General features: G+C 41.1%; 11 protein-coding genes and 2 pseudogenes. 6 read left to right on the top strand and 7 right to left on the bottom strand.

Features of this window, described 5'->3' with window-relative positions:
• Positions 1-48 precede the first annotated feature (48 nt).
• Positions 49-1,110, top strand: coding sequence for a mannose-1-phosphate guanylyltransferase (locus ACE1CI_RS28195; protein WP_413263568.1), 1,062 nt, complete (start codon positions 49-51; stop codon positions 1,108-1,110).
• Positions 1,111-1,301: 191 nt separating this feature from the next.
• On the top strand, positions 1,302-2,948 hold the full coding sequence (locus tag ACE1CI_RS28190) for an ABC1 kinase family protein (protein ID WP_413263567.1): 1,647 nt from the start codon (positions 1,302-1,304) through the stop codon (positions 2,946-2,948).
• Between the two features lie 29 nt (positions 2,949-2,977).
• Here ACE1CI_RS28190 and ACE1CI_RS28185 read toward each other — a convergent pair whose 3' ends face one another.
• Complete coding sequence (locus ACE1CI_RS28185; protein ID WP_413263566.1) at positions 2,978-4,357, bottom strand: CmcI family methyltransferase; 1,380 nt, start codon at positions 4,355-4,357, stop codon at positions 2,978-2,980.
• A 239-nt stretch (positions 4,358-4,596) separates the two neighbouring features.
• On the opposite strand from ACE1CI_RS28185, the pseudogene ACE1CI_RS28180 reads away from it, so the two are divergent.
• Both ACE1CI_RS28180 and ACE1CI_RS28175 read left to right on the top strand, forming a co-directional pair.
• Positions 4,597-4,686: pseudogene (locus ACE1CI_RS28180) on the top strand (fatty-acid oxidation protein subunit alpha); the annotation flags it as partial.
• 5 nt (positions 4,687-4,691) lie between these two features.
• Complete coding sequence (locus tag ACE1CI_RS28175) at positions 4,692-5,258, top strand: transposase (protein WP_413263565.1); 567 nt, start codon at positions 4,692-4,694, stop codon at positions 5,256-5,258.
• 313 nt (positions 5,259-5,571) lie between these two features.
• Here ACE1CI_RS28175 and cobJ read toward each other — a convergent pair whose 3' ends face one another.
• From cobJ to ACE1CI_RS28155, 4 genes and pseudogenes are all read right to left on the bottom strand, one after another.
• On the bottom strand, positions 5,572-7,512 hold the full coding sequence (gene cobJ / locus ACE1CI_RS28170) for a precorrin-3B C(17)-methyltransferase (RefSeq protein ID WP_413263564.1): 1,941 nt from the start codon (positions 7,510-7,512) through the stop codon (positions 5,572-5,574).
• A gap of 126 nt (positions 7,513-7,638) precedes the next feature.
• Complete coding sequence (locus tag ACE1CI_RS28165; protein ID WP_413263563.1) at positions 7,639-9,198, bottom strand: NAD(P)H-quinone oxidoreductase subunit N; 1,560 nt, start codon at positions 9,196-9,198, stop codon at positions 7,639-7,641.
• A gap of 748 nt (positions 9,199-9,946) precedes the next feature.
• Positions 9,947-10,252, bottom strand: a complete 306-nt coding sequence (locus ACE1CI_RS28160) for a hypothetical protein (RefSeq protein ID WP_413263562.1) — start codon at positions 10,250-10,252, stop codon at positions 9,947-9,949.
• Positions 10,239-10,532: pseudogene (locus ACE1CI_RS28155) on the bottom strand (BrnT family toxin). The gene ACE1CI_RS28160 and the pseudogene ACE1CI_RS28155 overlap by 14 nt, the downstream one beginning before the upstream one ends.
• Positions 10,533-11,187: 655 nt before the next feature.
• Between ACE1CI_RS28155 and topA the strand changes: the two are divergent.
• Positions 11,188-13,875, top strand: coding sequence for a type I DNA topoisomerase (gene topA, locus ACE1CI_RS28150; RefSeq protein WP_413263852.1), 2,688 nt, complete (start codon positions 11,188-11,190; stop codon positions 13,873-13,875).
• Between the two features lie 97 nt (positions 13,876-13,972).
• Here the strand turns inward: topA and ACE1CI_RS28145 are convergent, their stop codons facing one another.
• Together ACE1CI_RS28145 and ACE1CI_RS28140 are read right to left on the bottom strand one after the other, a co-directional pair.
• Positions 13,973-14,746 (bottom strand): PEP-CTERM sorting domain-containing protein, encoded by a 774-nt coding sequence (locus ACE1CI_RS28145; protein ID WP_413263853.1) that lies wholly within the window; start codon positions 14,744-14,746, stop codon positions 13,973-13,975.
• 512 nt (positions 14,747-15,258) lie between these two features.
• Complete coding sequence (locus ACE1CI_RS28140; protein ID WP_413263854.1) at positions 15,259-16,392, bottom strand: RNA-guided endonuclease InsQ/TnpB family protein; 1,134 nt, start codon at positions 16,390-16,392, stop codon at positions 15,259-15,261.
• A 78-nt stretch (positions 16,393-16,470) separates the two neighbouring features.
• Here ACE1CI_RS28140 and ACE1CI_RS28135 point away from each other — a divergent pair, with 78 nt between their 5' ends.
• Complete coding sequence (locus tag ACE1CI_RS28135; protein ID WP_413263855.1) at positions 16,471-16,815, top strand: thioredoxin family protein; 345 nt, start codon at positions 16,471-16,473, stop codon at positions 16,813-16,815.
• The last annotated feature ends 32 nt before the right edge of the window (positions 16,816-16,847 follow it).

Below are 16,847 nucleotides of genomic sequence, written 5' to 3'. Positions count from 1 at the left end.
GTACGATGAAGCCAAGTCGCTAATAGTACTAATATTTACTCAAGACCAATGACTAACTCGTTAATCCCCGTAATTCTAGCAGGTGGCAAAGGTGAACGCTTTTGGCCCCTCAGCCGCAAACAACGTCCGAAACAGTTTTTGAGTTTAGATGGTAGTGGCAAAAGTCTGTTGCAAGCAACGGCTGATAGACTATTATCAGTTGCAGGTGGTTGGGATAAATTGTGGGTTTGTACTTCTAAAATTTTAGCCGAAGGAGTGAAAGAACAACTCCCCCAATTACCAGAAGAAAATTTATTAGTAGAACCAGAAGGAAGAGATACTGCGCCTGCGGTTACTTGGACAACTTTAGAAATTGCCAAACGTTATGGTAATGATACAGTAGTTGGTTTTTTTCCTGCAGATCATTGGATTGCAGATGAAGCAGCTTATCAACAAATTTTAGAAGATGCTGCTAAATTAGCAACCCAAAAAGAGGCGATCGTCACTTTAGGAATTAAACCAAATCAGCCTTCTACTGGTTACGGTTATATTGAACAAGGAGAGGCGGAAGGTACTTTTGGGAAATCGTTAGTTTATCGGGTAAATCGATTTACAGAAAAACCCGATCGCGAAACAGCAGAAGAGTTTTTAGCGACAGGTAGATTTAGCTGGAACAGCGGAATGTTCGTGTTTCGGGCGGGAGTTGTCCTTAAAGAATTGGCGATTCATGCTTCAGAAATTCTCACTCCTTTAAAAGAACAAGGTGTAGCTGCTTATTCACAATTACCGAAGAAAAGTATTGACTATGCTTTGATGGAAAAAACTAATTTGGCTTATGTGATTCCGGCGGCTTTTGGTTGGGATGATTTGGGTGATTGGAACGCGATCGAACGTTTGTTAAAAGGCGAACAAGCGAATGTAGAATTAGCAACTCATGTGGGAATGGATACCCAAGGAAGTATCCTTTATGCTGAAGGTGAAGATGAGGTAATTGTTACTATTGGATTAGAGGATGTGGTGGTAGTGCGCGATCGTAACGTCACTTTAATTGTCAAAAAAGAACGTACTCAGGAAATCAAGCAAGTCTTGAAAAAAATCCAAGAAGATCCCAGATTTACTCATCTTTTGTAAAATCTAAAACTCTCGACAGATGTATAATTTCCCAGCTTTGGTTAGAATTAACTAAAGCTTTTTTGTTTTGGATTAAACCCATTCCTGTTAAAACAGTAAATGATTAATAAAAATCAGTGAAGTTGTAAAGCTAATTACATTCACGTATTACCAATCACCAACTACCAACTACCAACTACCAACTACCAATTATGTTTTTAACTCAAACTGTTTCCCGTCAAAGAGATATTGCAGAAGTCGTCCTTCGCAATGGTTGGGGTTATATGCGGGGTTTGTTGACTGGTGGTAGTGCTGAGAAGCCACAGTTGCCAACTCCGGCTGTTTTACGGAAAATTTTCATAGAATTAGGGCCAGTTTATGTCAAATTAGGACAATTATTAAGTACTCGTCCTGACCTTTTACCAGCATCATATATTGAAGAGTTATCGACTTTACAAAGTTCAGTTCCGCCAGTTTCTTGGCAAGATATTGAAGTAGTTTTGCGCCAAGAATTAAAACAGCCTTTAGAAGAGGTTTTTGGTTTTGTGAATCCCCAAGCGATCGCAGCTGGATCGATCGCGCAAACCCATCGTGCTAAATTAATTGATGGCAGAGAAGTAGCTTTAAAAATTCAGCGTCCCGGAATAGAGGTAATTATTGAACAAGATATATTTTTAATCAGAGGATTGGCGGAGTTGGTCGATCGGACCGAGATTGGACAAACTTACGACATCAAAGGTTTAGCTGACGAATTTACTAAAGCATTAAGAGATGAATTAGACTTTATTTTAGAAGCCAGCTACACTAAACAGTTGCACGAAAATATGTCTACGAGTCGCTGGTTTGATCCCAAAAAATTAGTGATTCCTGAAGTTTATTGGGATTTAACCACGCGCAAATTATTAGTATTAGAATGGTTGGACGGAGAACCACTTTTAACAGCAGATTTTAGTCAAAAAAATGGCGTTTCTCCCGAAGAAGAGAGAAGGGAAATTACGAGGCTATTATTTCGGGCTTTTATTCAACAACTTTATGTTGATGGATTTTTTCACGCCGATCCTCATCCCGGCAATTTCTTCTATTTAAAAGATGGTCGAATCGCATTATTAGACTGTGGTTTAGTTGGTCGTTTAGACCCCCGCAGTCAGCGCATTTTGACAGAAATGATATTAGCAATTGTCGATATGGACGCACAACGTTGCACCCAATTAACATTGCAACTAGCTGATTCTGCCAACCCGGACAACTTAGCGAATTTGGAAGTTTCTTATGAACGAATGTTGCGGAAATATTACAATTTAAGTTTATCCAAAATCAGCTTTGCCAAAGTATTTTATGAAGTTTTACAGATAGCTAGAGAGAATAAGATTAGATTACCCAGTAACATGGGTTTATATGCAAAAACTGTTGCGAATTTAGAAGGATCGGCAAGAATTTTTGACCCAGAAGTGAACCTGTTAGATGAAATAAAACCATTAATGACAGATTTATTTCAGAGGCAACTGTTGGGAGATAATCCTTTACAAACTTTATTAAGGACAGCTTTAGATGTTAAAAGTTTGTCTTTAGAATCTCCCCGACAAATAGAGTTACTTTTAGACAGAGTAACTTCCGAATCTTTGAAGTGGAATTTAGCTATCAAAGATTTCGATGGGTTGCGGCGAAGTTTAGATGTTTCCGCTAATCGCTTGTCTTTTAGTATTGTAGTTGGTTCGTTAATTATTGGCGCAGCGATTATTTCTTCTCAAGGGCAAACAAGTCAGTTTTCTGTGTTGAGTAATGCTTTATTTGGGGTGGCGAGTTTTCTGGGTTTGTGGTTGATTATTAGTATTTTAAGGTCGGGGAGATTGCGATCGTAACTGATTCTAGTGGCGAACGAGAATTGCTCTTATACTAAACTATCTAATTTCCAGACAGGTAAATTTTCTGCACCAGCTTGTAATATTGCTGATTGATTTTCATTTTCTAAGACAATCCGACCATGAATTTGAGGCAACAGATTAGACCACTGCCTTGAGTTAATCTTTGCCAGCAAGAAAATTTCTGGAATATCTGTTTCCTCGATCTCTGCTTCCATAAACAGATTTATAGTTACCGCAGATAAAGCTAAATTTGCATCTTCTTCAGGAATATTAGTTGTATCAAATAGTATGGCTATTTTGTTTTTATCAGGATGATTTAAAATATTACTAATTACTCTTTCTAACTCAAGATAAAGTAAATCTTCAGGTTGTTGCCAATCCGGGAAGAGAATTAAATTAATTTCTCTCAACTTTAAGCTATAAATGAATTCATCAGACTCTAGTGGAGCGGTTAATTTTTTGATAAACCCATTTGTACACCAGGTTATGTTATACCCAAAATAATCACAATAGCTACTGTCAATCTCATATTCATTTTGATACTTAGCCAAAAATTCTTTTAATGCCAGATGAGGCCCACTAGTATATGAAGTATCTTGCATTAAATCAGAAATAATTCCATCTTCAACAACAATATATTCTTCTTCTTTCAGATAAGGATGGAAAAATTCTAAAACGTTTTTACTGGTTTCGTAACTATGGTCTGCATCTTCAATTACCAATAATGGACGAGGCAACATATTCAGAAATTCTGATGATAATGTTTCTGATAATGTTCTTCCATTACCTTCCATAAAAGTTACACGAGGATGTGTTAAGGAGGTGACTTTAACGATATCGATCGAATAAATATGCCCGTCAATAGCAAAATTATTTAAAATATCCCCAAACCATAAAGCGCTACCTCCATCCTTAGAACCAATCTCTATAATTGTACGCGGTTTTAAATTCCAAATTAAGATGGGATAAATCGCCAAGTCAAAAGGATTTTTTAGCAGGGGAATACCACGATATGAATGGGTCATAGTGGCTTTTTGAATAGATAGAAGAGTGTCGTATGGAAGTGTTGTGTTCCAAGTACGTTCCTGAGTGGGAATTTTTGTTTCCGATTTACATAAGATTATAGTTAAATTGTCAACTTGAGCTTGTGCTTTGGCATGGTTTGGGTTAAGCAGTAATTCTGCTTGTGCTGCGGCTAGAGCTTCTCTATGCCGTCCTACATTAGACAAACAAATAGACCTGAGATAGTTCATTTCCGGTACATTTACTCCCATTGATGATGCTTTTTCCGCAATTCGCAGAGCATCAACTGGTTGACCACTATTGAGTGAGTTAATTGCTAGTTGCATCATTTCTTGCACTTGCTGTACTAAAACTTTCTCTTGTTCAGATGAATATTTAGACATTATTTAATTCCACCTCTGCTATGGCTAAATGACAGGCTAACTAACCAAACAAACAACCAATTTATAGTTATTTGGATACCAAACAATAAATTCGTCAAATGTAACTTGTTTGGATACAGCTTGAGTCATGGCGATCTTTCCTTAACTTTATAGCGATCGCATAAAATTTGTAAGTCCCAATTAATTTTACCAGTAAAATTGAAATAGCAGTCATGTTTTGAGGTGAAAAATTTGACCCAGGACGAAAACTTTATCTAGCCGTTCCTGAGTCAACTTATCAATCCTTCTTCCAACGTCGTTTTACCAGAGCGGTTCCCGGAAAATTCTGAATAATATGAATTATAATCCTGACATTCACCATCATCGTTCAATTCGCCTCAAAGGATATGATTATTCCCAAGAAGGTGCATATTATTTCACGATTTGCTGTCATCAAAAGCGATGTTTACTAGGGGAAATTATTAACGGAAATATGCAGCCAAATATTGCAGGTAAAACTGTTGCAGCAGTTTGGCATAATTTACCCCGTCATTTCCCATTTATTGAACTCGATGCTTTTGTAATTATGCCCAATCACTTACATGGGATTATTGTGATTACCGAACAGCAAAATAATACTGTTAACAACCAATCATTAACAACGCAAATTAATTCTGAAACATCTTTACCCAATGGAACTAAAGCAGGTTCATTAAGTGCAATTTTGCAAAACTTTAAATCAGTAAGTACTCGCCAAGTTAACCGCGTCACGCGAAACTCTGGCACAATTTGGCAACGTAATTACTACGAACAAATCATCCGTAACGAACAAGCGTATAATAATATCAGACGCTATATTATTGAAAATCCTCTCACCTGGGAAGACGATGAAGAAAATATTACCAAATTTAAACCGATTTAAAATTAGTTTAATTACACATAATGTAATCTGTAGGGGCGAAGCATTCGGGTATATAAATTGTCGGTTTTTATCAGAGATAGTCGCCCAAATGCTTCGCCCTGCCCCATATAAAAACAATTTAAATTTCTGTCATCCCCAACAGATTAAAAGCATTCGAGGATATCAATTGTCGGTTTTTATCAGAAATAGCATTCGTATGTATGAATTGTCGCTAAGGCAGGGCGAAGCATTCGGATATATAAATTGTCGCTTTTTATTAGAGATAGTCGCCCGAATGCTTCGCCCCTACAGTATTACAAAAACTCCTTAATTCCTACAAATCGCTGTATTCAATTCCCTCGACTTTGTAACCCCTTGGCGTAATCATCCATTCGCCATGAATCCGCGTATTTGAGTTACCAATTAACACAATTGTCAACATATCGATCGAGCTTTCCAGCAACTTTTCTAAAGTAGTAATCGTAATTTCTTGGGTTTCCCGATAAGCAGAACGGACGATCGCCACTGGTGTAGTCGGATTACGATACTTTAAAAAAATCTGTTGAGCAAAAGCAATCTGTTCAGTGCGAGTTTGGGATTTCGGATTATATAAAGCCGTGACAAAATCCGCTTCTGCTGCTGCAATCAATCGCTTTTCAATTACTTCCCAAGGCGTTAATAAATCGCTCAAACTAACCGCACAAAAATCGTGCATTAACGGCGCACCTACTAAAGAAGCAGCAGCTTGTAAAGCCGTGATTCCGGGAAACACTTGCACGCCCGGAACTTGCCCATCCCAACCATGCGCTTGCAGTTCTTCTAATACTAAACCAGCCATCCCATAAATCCCGGAATCTCCCGAAGAAATCACCGCCACAGTTAAACCTTTATCTGCTAATTCGATCGCTCTTTTCGCCCTTTCCACTTCCTGAGTAATGGGCAAAGATTCCACAATTTGACCTGGTTTTAATAAAGGGGTAATCAAGTCAATATATAAAGAATAACCAACCACAGCATCAGCTTGAGAAATTGCCATTTGTGCGGCAATAGTCATTTGTTCTAATTGACCTGGCCCCGTACCAATTAGTAAAATTTTCCCAGTGCGATCGCTATATTCCTTATCTGATAATCCCACAGCAATTGTCACAGCCCCACGTTCTCCTTCTAGACGAAAAATTTGTTTTTTAACTAATAAACTAGCCCCATCTTGTAGGACAGGCATCTTGCCTGTCATCCCTAATCCAGCACAAATCGCCGCAGCTTCCGCCACACTAGGAGTTCCCACTTCCGCTGCGACAATAGTTGAAGGATTGGGTACATTAATTTTACCTAAAACTTCCGCCGAAAAAGTTTTTAAAGGCCAATTTTTTTCTCGGCAAACTTCGATTAAACCGACTTCATCAGCTTTAATATCAATTGTAGCAATTCCGGCGATCGCACCTTCCGCCAAATGATACCTTTGACAAACCTGTTCAATTGCACTTTCAATTAACTTTTTAGAACTGCCTCTTTCACAACCAATTCCTAACCATAAAACTCGCGGATGCCATTGTACTTTCGGTAAATCTGAATCAGGGGAAAACTTTCTTTTGGTGAAACTAATCCAAATTCTTGCTTTTGGGGACTGGGGACTGGGGACTGGGGACTGGGTAATTTCATTATTTTCAAAATAGAAAGAATGACCTTCTGGGAGATGATTTTGCCAGAGAGTAGAACCTACTTCTTGGATTACTTGAACAGGTTCATTTCTGGCAATAGTAGCAGCTACTTTTGTCCAATCACCTGCGCCTTTATTCCAACCAAAAGGAACACCCAACAAATCGATAGCAGGTAAACCTAAACCATTAGCCGCACCCGTTAAAATTGGGGTAGCATTTAATTGAAGTGCGATCGCACGCGCCAACCGATCGGCACCACCTTGATGACCACCGCATAAACTAATTACAAACTTACCATTTTCATCAATAACAATTACTGCCGGATCGACAGATTTATCTTTCAATAAAGGTGCAATTAACCTAACAACAGCGCCAGTTGCCAAACCGAAAATAAAACCGCGATATTGCGACCAAATATTAGCAAGATGTTCCCTTAAAGAACCAGAATAAACTTCAGTTCCCTTAATTTCCCTTAAAGATTCTGGAACCCAAAGAACTGCATTTATCCCCTGACAAACAGGTAACAAAAGTTTAGCAGCAGTGGGAGTAGTTGCGATCGCAGCGATGGGCAAAAAATCAGCCAAAATCAAATTAAATCTGCGTTCATCTGCATTCATCTGCGTTCCTAAAAAACCTCAACCACCCAACAAAAAATCAAGTAAACATCTGTGTTTATCTGTGGACATCTGTGGTAAAAAAAACGCCCGACCTAAAAAGTCAGGCGTAACTCTTTTTTGACTAATTCACTGTTGAATAGCCGAAACCTGAGTCGCAGCTTCAACAACCTCCGAACTAATCACAGCTGATTGCAACATTTGAGTTTTCGCAACCGAACCATTAGCCAAATTAAACAGAGGATTTGACAAAATACCAGCCAAAGAAGTAGCGATTAAAGTCACCACCAAACCCACTTGTAAAGCCCGCATTCCTGGCAAATTCCAAGTAATAGCCGGATAATTTTTCACTGCATCGGACATTTCTTGAGGTTCCTTTACCACCATCATTTTCACGACGCGAATGTAGTAGTAAATCGAAACCACACTGGTAATTAAACCTAACAAAACTAACAGGTAAAGACCAGCTTGCCAACCAGCCCAAAACAGATACAACTTCCCGAAAAATCCAGCCAAAGGCGGAATTCCACCTAAAGAAAGTAGAGAAAGACTTAAACCCAAAGTTAACAAAGGGTCTTTTTGGTATAACCCAGAATATTCGCTAATTTGGTCAGTTCCCGTCCGCAGAGAAAACAGAATTACACAGGTAAAACCGCACAAATTCATGAACAGGTAAACCAACATATAAAACACCATGCTGGAGTAACCTGCTTCCGTACCAGCAATTAAGCCTAACATGACAAAACCAGCTTGAGCGATCGAAGAATAAGCCAACAATCTCTTCATGCTAGTTTGAGTCAAAGCCACCACATTTCCTAACACCATGCTGAGAATAGCAAGGGCGGTAAAAATGAAATGCCACTGTTCGCTAACTAAGGGGAAAGCTGTCACCATTAAGCGAATAGCTAAAGCAAACCCAGCCGCTTTTGAACCAACCGAAAGGAAAGCAACTACCGGAGTAGGAGAACCTTCATAAACATCAGGTGTCCATTGGTGGAAAGGTACAGCCGAAATTTTAAAGGCGATACCCGCAATAGCGAACACTAAAGCAATTACCAAAGCCAAAGATTGACCACTACCAGCAGCCAACCCAGCAGCGATCGCACTTAACTTAGTTTCCCCACCGGACAAACCATACAACAAAGATATACCATAGAGGAAAATTGCCGTACTAGAAGCGCCAATTAACAGGTATTTTAACGCCGCTTCATTAGAACGAGGGTCGCGCTTAGTGTAACCTGTCAGCAGGTAAGAGGAGATACTCAGAGTTTCCAAGCTGATGAAAATCATCACCAACTCATTTGCGCCAGAGAGAAACATCCCGCCAATAGTCGCAGTGAGCAAAATCGCAACAAACTCGCCCAAAGAAGTGCCTGATTGCTCAATGTAGCTAATCGACATCAAAATTGTCACTGCTGCGGACAAAGCGATAATGCCGCGAAACACTACACTTAAGGCATCACCGTTAAAGCCACCCAAAAATGAGATTGGGTTAGTGATATCCCACTGATAGAAAAGGGCGACAACGGAGGCGAGTAAACCTGCGACTGCTAGATAAGGAGTCCAGCGAGTCGAAGTCCGCCCCACGATTAAGTCAACCATTAACACTACAATCAGTGTGGCAATTACAATTGACTCCGGCAAAATTGTTCCAGCATTTAGCTGTGCTGCAAGTTCAGCAAAACTCATAGATCCTATAAAATTTGGGGATTAGCCATACAGACCAGGACACTTAATATTATTGCGTTCTACGTCACATATTCAACAACTTTTCCGGTTTCCTGGTATTGAGATGCCACAGTTGACACTCTCACCGTTAATCAAGAAAGGATGTAACGGGAGATTCTTGGGCTGAATCTTGCCACTTCCAACTTGTGTCAGATTTGGTCTTACAGTTTCATGTCTAGTCCGACTACACCTTTTAGGGCAAGCACTCTTATGGACTACTCCCCAAGCGTAACTTTCCTTGTGCCCCAAGGTAGTTTATTCAATTTCTTTCTCGTCCTTACCGTGTGGACTTAGTTTTACACCATTGACGGCTAGGAATTTCGAGATCACGGAGTAGGACGTTTTACCTGTTTCCTCACGTTCTCGCAGTTAACAACCTACATTTATACTTACATGAAGGTGGCGTTATGTGTACACATTATGAAAGAAAAGTCATTAAGATTTAGGTTGTCAGAACGCAGATACAACAAGCTAAAACTATACGCAGCAAGCAAGGAAAAAACCATGACTCAGGTTATCGAAGATTGGATAGATCGCTTGGCTAAAATCGATGCTTCGCTTCTGAGTTAGTTGGTCACATTCATCTCCCGTTACAACGCAGTTTAACGGGAGTCTTCTTGTTCCATTGAGATAAACCCCAATCTACACTTAGTATTGGTTAAAACTTATACCTAAAATTGCTCCCCAACGCCGAATTCAACTTTACCAATCAGCGATTTTTGGGCATAATTTCCCCTAGAATTTCTTGGATAATAGTAGAGATTTTCTCTTCAGAATCAATGTGTCGAGACAGCACTTGAGCAGTTTTTTCGATGATGCGATCGCCAAACATTCTAGCTAAATCTTGTCGTAAACCCTGACCGACATAAAATTTTAGCAAAGCAGACAAAGACATATCCCGTATTTGTGCTACTTCCTGCAAAGATTTTAAAGTATCTTGAGGAATTTCCAGAAAAACTGTTTCTGTAGGACGGGGACGTAACTGTAAATTAACTTCTTCCTCATGATTGTTCATACAATTTACTTTCATTACGGGTAGCAGGACGAGCAGAAATAATTCTAATTCGCAATCTACGTTCTACATAAATCACCAGTAACAATCGTTGAGCTAGAGAATATCCAATGATGAAATTGCGAAGTTCATTATTAGCACTAGCATCACCTTCTTGATAAAACGGATCGAAGAAAACTTCGGCTGCTTCTTCAAACGTTACACCATGTTTTTCTACATTGCTTTAGGCTTTGTTAACATCCCATTCAAAATCGACTCCTTGCAGACGATAGAATGTAGTCATTGAGTTTATAGATCCTTTCCTGAGTCAATTATTAACGCAAGTTGCTAGTTATTAATTTTTTCTTGTTCCCCCCTTCTGCAAGGGGGGCTAGGGGGGATCTAACGCTGTGTTTCCAAGTTTAGATCCCCCCAACCCCCCTTGATAAGGGGGGCTAAGAAAAATCTACAGTTATAACTAGCAACTTGCGTTATTAGACGATCGCTCCCCAAATTAAGATTTTAGATATCATAAGTAAAAGTTTCCTACTTCAAGAGCGATCGCCCGATCGCAACTCGAACTCAGCAATTCGGGAGTGACGGCAAACACTCAACAAAGAAAGTTAACAAACTTGCTTTAAAAAAATAAATTCCTCAAAACCTTACCACACAAGGCTTAAACTGCACATTAAATCAAATTGTAGTGATTCATATCCTATATAAGTGTAAATAGGAGAGCCAGATATCAAGAGTATGGTCAAAAATAGTTGGTTGAGACTGACGCGAGGACAACAAGACAAGGGGACAAGCGCAGGGTTAGGGGTTAGGGAAAAACTTCTGGAGTCCCTCTGCCCCTCTGCCCCTCTGCCCCTCTGCCCCTCTGCCCCTCTGCCCCTCTGCCTTCTGCTTGAAAAACTCTAAATTAACTCTCTAGCCTAGCTGCTGTTGTATAAGTTCTCATGTCAACCCTTGTTATAGTCGAATCACCCACCAAAGCACGCACCATTCGCAACTTCCTCCCCTCCAACTACCGGGTAGAAGCATCGATGGGTCATGTCCGTGACTTGCCCTCATCTGCTGACGAAATACCCGAAACAGTCAAAGGGGAAAAATGGGCACAGTTGGGGGTGAACGTAGAAGCAGACTTTGAACCCCTGTATGTGATCCCCAAAGAAAAGAAGAAAGTAGTCAAACAACTACAAGATGCCCTCAAAGAAGCTACCGAACTGGTACTAGCAACTGACGAAGACCGCGAAGGGGAAAGCATCAGCTGGCATTTAAAGCAAGTTCTTAAACCTAAAGTGCCTATTAAGCGGATGGTATTTCACGAAATTACCCAAGACGCTATCCGCAAAGCCTTAAAAAACTGTCGTGACATCGACGAACAGTTAGTCCACGCCCAAGAAACGCGGCGCATTTTAGACAGACTCGTAGGTTACACCCTCTCACCCCTACTTTGGAAAAAGATCGCTTGGGGACTCTCAGCGGGAAGAGTCCAGTCTGTCTCCGTTCGTCTATTGGTGAAAAGAGAACGTCAACGTCGCGCCTTCCATCAAGCAACTTATTGGGATTTAAAAGCCCTTTTAGAAAAAGAAAAATCGCCTTTTGATGCCAAATTAATAACTTTAGCGGGGACAAAAGTTGCCACAGGCAGTGATTTTGACGAAACTACAGGGCAAATCATCGCCGGACGCAATGTAGTTGTCCTTAATGAAGCTGAAGCTTTGGCTTTGCGAGAAAGACTTTTAGACAAAACTTGGACAGTTAGCAATATTGAAGAACGTCCAGTTACTCGCAAACCTGCACCGCCCTTTACCACATCCACATTACAACAGGAATCTAACCGCAAACTGCACCTTTCCGCCCGTGACACAATGCGGATTGCTCAAAGTTTGTACGAGCAGGGCTATATTACCTATATGCGGACAGATTCGGTGCATTTGTCCGAACAAGCGATCGCAGCTGCCCGGAACTGCGTCGAACAAATGTACGGTAGTCAATACCTCAGCCCCCAACCCCGCAAATACACCACCAAAAGCAAAGGCGCACAAGAAGCCCACGAAGCCATTCGTCCCGCAGGTAGCACTTTCCGCACTCCCCAAGAAACCGGACTTAGTGGTTTAGAATTCCGACTGTACGATTTAATTTGGAAACGTACCGTCGCCACCCAAATGGCAGAATCTCGCCAAACTTTAATTACCGTAGATTTACAAGTAGAAGACGCAGGTTTCCGTTCTACAGGTAAACGCATCGACTTTCCCGGATACTTACGTGCTTACGTGGAAGGTTCCGACGACCCAGATGCAGCCATCGAAGACCAAGAAGTAATTCTGCCACCTTTAAAAGTTGGGGATCATCCTGATTGTAAAGAACTGGAAGCAGTTAGTCACGAAACTCAACCCCCCGCCCGTTATACAGAAGCCTCTTTGGTGAAAACCTTAGAAAGTGAAGGCATTGGTCGTCCGAGTACTTACGCGAGTATTATTAGTACGATTATCGATCGCGGCTACGCCCAAATGAACGGCAACGCCCTAGTCCCCACCTTCACCGCCTTCGCCGTCACCAGTCTGTTAGAAAAACATTTCCCCGACTTGGTAGACACCAGCTTTACCTCCCAAATGGAACAAACCCTAGACGACATCGCCACAGGCGAAGCCCAATGGCTACCCTACCTGCGGCAATTCTATCAAGGAGAAAAAGGTCTAGAAACCCAAGTCAAAGAACGGGAAAGCCAAATAGACCCTGGAGAAGCGCGTACCGTAGAACTAGAAAATCTCGCTGCTAAAGTGAGAATCGGTAAATTTGGCCCCTACATCGAAGCCGAAAAAGGCGATGGTGTAGTTACCGCTTCTATTCCCAAAGACCTCACACCCGCAGACTTAGACCCAGAACAAGTAGAAACCATCCTCCGACAAAAAACCGAAGGGCCAGAAAAACTCGGCATTGACCCAGAAACCGGAGAACCAATTTTTATTCTGATTGGTACTTATGGTCCCTATGTGCAACTAGGGGAAGTTTCCGAGGAAAACAAAAAGCCCAAACGTGCTTCTCTGCCAAAAGGTGTTAACCAAGAAGACGTTACTTTGGAAATGGCTTTAGGTTTACTTGCTTTACCCCGAAATCTCGGCGTTCACCCAGAAACCGGAGGCAAAATCCAAGCAGGTTTAGGACGTTTCGGCCCTTACATCGTCTACGACCAAGGCAAAGAAGGCAAAGAATTTCGCTCTCTGAAAGCCAGTGATAATGTATTGACAGTTGACCTCAATCGTGCATTAGAAATCTTGGCTGAACCCAAGAAAACCAGAGGCGGTGCTCGTTCTAAGACTAAAACACCTTTGCGAGAACTGGGCAATCATCCCAGCGATGATGAACCAGTGAATATCTATGAAGGGCCTTATGGTTCTTATATCAAGCATGGTAAAACTAATGCAGCCATCCCAGAAGGGGAAACTGTGGAAACTATCACTTTGGAAAAAGCACTGGAAGCTTTAGCTGCTAAAAAATCAACCAAATCTACTACTAAGTCGAAAAAATCAACCACATCTACTAGTAGTAAAAAAACTAGTTCGGCAACTAAAACTAGCGAAAAAACTACCACTGCTAAAAAGACCACTAAAACCACTTCTACTAAGAAGAAAACTTCTTAGTCTATATTTAGATCCCCGACTTCTTGAAGAAGTCGGGGATCTGAGTTTTAGATCCCCGACTTCTTCAAGAAGTCGGGGATCTGAGTTGAAATATCCTCTAAGTTCTGCGTAATAGTCTGGAAGTAACACCTATGGCACCCAACGCTAGTAAACCTAAGATAGAACTAGGTTCAGGTACTGGTTTTGGCGAATGCAAACCGACTACATAAGTAATATCAGCATCGAATTTATCAGAAGTATAACTTCCAATGCCAAATGGACCAGTTAAAGGGGAAAAGTTACCTCCCACAAAACCTTGTCCGTCAGCACCACTTACTTTATCGGTTGCAATTAAATTCATGACTCGGATGGCATCAATTTCTTCCTTTTCACCAATGCCAAAATCGCTTAAATCGAAACCTGTAGCAAAAACGTTAGGTTCAAAACCACTACTAAATTGATAGAGAAACTGGCTAAAAGTGTTTTGACCAACTTTGCGAACAGCTACGGCAAATGCTTCCGGTGATCCTCCACTACCGTTTTCATATACTACAAAGTCTTTGCCATCTGCGTTTACTAAAGACTTTCCTTGTCCCCAGTTTAGTTCAATCATGCCCCGATTCGTGCTATCACCAAGGTCTACTGAGGTATTGGAACCAAAACCTAAAATTGAACCGACTGTTTGGCTTTCCCGGAAAGAAGCATCAAAACCAGAGATTTTTTCGCCAGAGACGATCGATCCACTAACTACCGAGTTAGCTGAATCCCAAGTATAACCACCAACAGTAAAGGTTGCGGCTTGTGCCGACCCAGCATGGATGACAGCTGTAACACTCAAGGCTGTTAGCGATAGACCGATTTGATAGTAGTTTTTGCCCGAAAAGCTTCTCATTATGGTACTCTCCCCCAACTTTAAATGGGTGTTAATCGTGAAAAATTCTGTGGTAAGTGCTTTTTCAGAGGGAGTAGGTAGATTGCACAGCTTTTACACTAATCGCCTATCATTCCGAATGCTGTGATGAACACAATTAGTAAATTCTCTGGATTTTTATTTAATTTTTATTAGCAGACAACCCTCTGAAAGTTATGTATAGATGCACGCTTACACACGCTAGCATATAATTTACAAGCCGATTCTCGTGTTTCCACCTAGTTTTGATGAAGAGTTTTTAAAGTTTTCTCTTGTTAAATATATAATTTCAGCTAATTTAGTCCCAGCAGAAAAACGAGGTGGTTAGCGCTTCGGGAGCCAAACTATACCAGCGATCGCTCTGTGCTTTAGGAACAACTTGTTGGAATGAGGCATTGAGTGGGATAAGCTGATAATTGACTGTTGTTGGGTGTGCTGTAAGCTTACTCCAATCTAAAGATACGGAGCTTTAGCCACAGATCTGAGTTATCGGTTCATAGAGACAACTGCCCCTCTAATTGACAACTCATCCCCGGACTTTCGGGACTGCTTACAAACGAAGTCCCCAAAGCAGCAATAACATTAGCCGCATTCACATCAGCATCATGTTCCAGCCCACAATGCCCACACTTAAAAACCTTTCCGTTGCGATACGATTTACCCTTGACTGGGTGAATGTGATAGCAGCGAGAACAGGTTTGGCTGGTGTAAGCAGGTGGAACAAATACAATTTGAATTCCAGCGATGTTGGCTTTGTATTGAGTAAACAACCTCAATTGATAGAAGGCCCAATTATTAGTTCTACGACGCTCAGTTTTGCTCCTTGGTTTTTGATTCAAGGACTCCCTAATATTGGTCAAATCCTCAAAAGCCAGTGCCGCATTAAATTGTTTAGCTTCCCGAACAAGCTGCTTGGAAATATTGTGGTTCAACCACTTCTGAAATCTTTGTTCTCTCCCACAAAGCCTTCTAAGAAGTCTTCTCGAATTCCTAGTGCGTTTGGATTGAACGTTAGCTCTAACTTTGCTGTATCGATCTCGAACGTTTTGAATCTGTTCCCCATTCCACAATTTACCTGTAGAAGTAGCAGCAATACTTCTTCTACCCAGATCGACACCAATTACTTTAGGTGTTTTGCCAGTGGGAGGGGTCGGCAGATCGACACAGATATTGATGTAGTAGTCGCCTCGTTTAGTTTTGTTGAGAGTGGCAGCAGTTGGGGATTGTCCCTTGAGCAAAGCCAACTGATAATTGCCGATACTCAATTTAAATTTAACTCGACCACACATCAAAGTAATGCCAACAGTTTGCAGTTCTTCAATGTATTGAAAAGTCCGAACATCCAGATTTATAGATGTCGGTCTAAATTTGTGGATTTGCTTAACAGCTTTGGCATTACCAATAACACGACGAATTGCTTGACAAACATGATTGGCTTTCAATCCTGTAGCTTCTCTCACTGGTTTATAAACCTTATGGTGAAGCTTGGTTGTATTCCAACAATTCTCTGCTGTAGCTACCTCATATATCTGGTTACAAGCATCGGCAAAACCCTGCAAAGTGCGGTCTATTTCTTGCCGCAAGTTTACAGGGACTTGAAGCTTGCATTTTACAGATATAGTCTGCATTCTGTTGTGGTCTTAACTCATCCTATTATCGTAACACAAAGTCGTGCTAAAGCATGGGCTTTCAGACCCAAGGAGTTTTTGATGAGCAGCGTGATAACCATCTTCGATACTGAGTTTGAAACCGAAGTGCTGAAAGCGACGCAGCCAGTATTGGTATACTTCTGGGCAGCTTGGTGTGGGCCATGCCGACTAATGGCTCCATTAGTTAGTTCGGTAGCCGAAACTTATGGCGATCGCCTAAAAGTAGTCAAAATGGAAGTAGATCCTAACCCCGAAGCAGTAAAAAACTACAAGGTGGAAGGAGTTCCTGCACTAAGGCTGTTTAAAAACGGCGAGGTGATTGAATCTCTTGAGGGAATCGAAGCAAAGAACACCAAACAGAGAATCACCAATATGCTAGAAGCACATCTGTCAAATCAGTAATTAGACTTCTTGCAGAAGTTAGGGGAAAAGGG

Origin of the sequence: Floridaenema flaviceps BLCC-F50, from assembly GCF_041929275.2 — a bacterium.
GTDB lineage: Bacteria > Cyanobacteriota > Cyanobacteriia > Cyanobacteriales > Aerosakkonemataceae > Floridanema > Floridanema flaviceps.
Note: the sequence above shows the minus strand (reverse complement) of the source record. Positions and strands in the feature narration are given on the sequence as shown.

Excerpts from the sequence above, each read along its gene's own strand:
- ACE1CI_RS28145 (WP_413263853.1), bottom strand. The coding sequence starts at position 14,746 with ATGAGAAGCTTTTCGGGCAAAAACTACTATCAAATCGGTCTATCGCTA.
- ACE1CI_RS28185 (WP_413263566.1), bottom strand. The coding sequence starts at position 4,357 with ATGTCTAAATATTCATCTGAACAAGAGAAAGTTTTAGTACAGCAAGTG.
- ACE1CI_RS28140 (WP_413263854.1), bottom strand. The coding sequence starts at position 16,392 with ATGCAGACTATATCTGTAAAATGCAAGCTTCAAGTCCCTGTAAACTTG.
- cobJ (WP_413263564.1), bottom strand. The coding sequence starts at position 7,512 with ATGAATGCAGATGAACGCAGATTTAATTTGATTTTGGCTGATTTTTTG.
- ACE1CI_RS28175 (WP_413263565.1), top strand. The coding sequence starts at position 4,692 with ATGAATTATAATCCTGACATTCACCATCATCGTTCAATTCGCCTCAAA.
- ACE1CI_RS28160 (WP_413263562.1), bottom strand. The coding sequence starts at position 10,252 with ATGAACAATCATGAGGAAGAAGTTAATTTACAGTTACGTCCCCGTCCT.
- ACE1CI_RS28195 (WP_413263568.1), top strand. The coding sequence starts at position 49 with ATGACTAACTCGTTAATCCCCGTAATTCTAGCAGGTGGCAAAGGTGAA.
- topA (WP_413263852.1), top strand. The coding sequence starts at position 11,188 with ATGTCAACCCTTGTTATAGTCGAATCACCCACCAAAGCACGCACCATT.
- ACE1CI_RS28165 (WP_413263563.1), bottom strand. The coding sequence starts at position 9,198 with ATGAGTTTTGCTGAACTTGCAGCACAGCTAAATGCTGGAACAATTTTG.
- ACE1CI_RS28190 (WP_413263567.1), top strand. The coding sequence starts at position 1,302 with ATGTTTTTAACTCAAACTGTTTCCCGTCAAAGAGATATTGCAGAAGTC.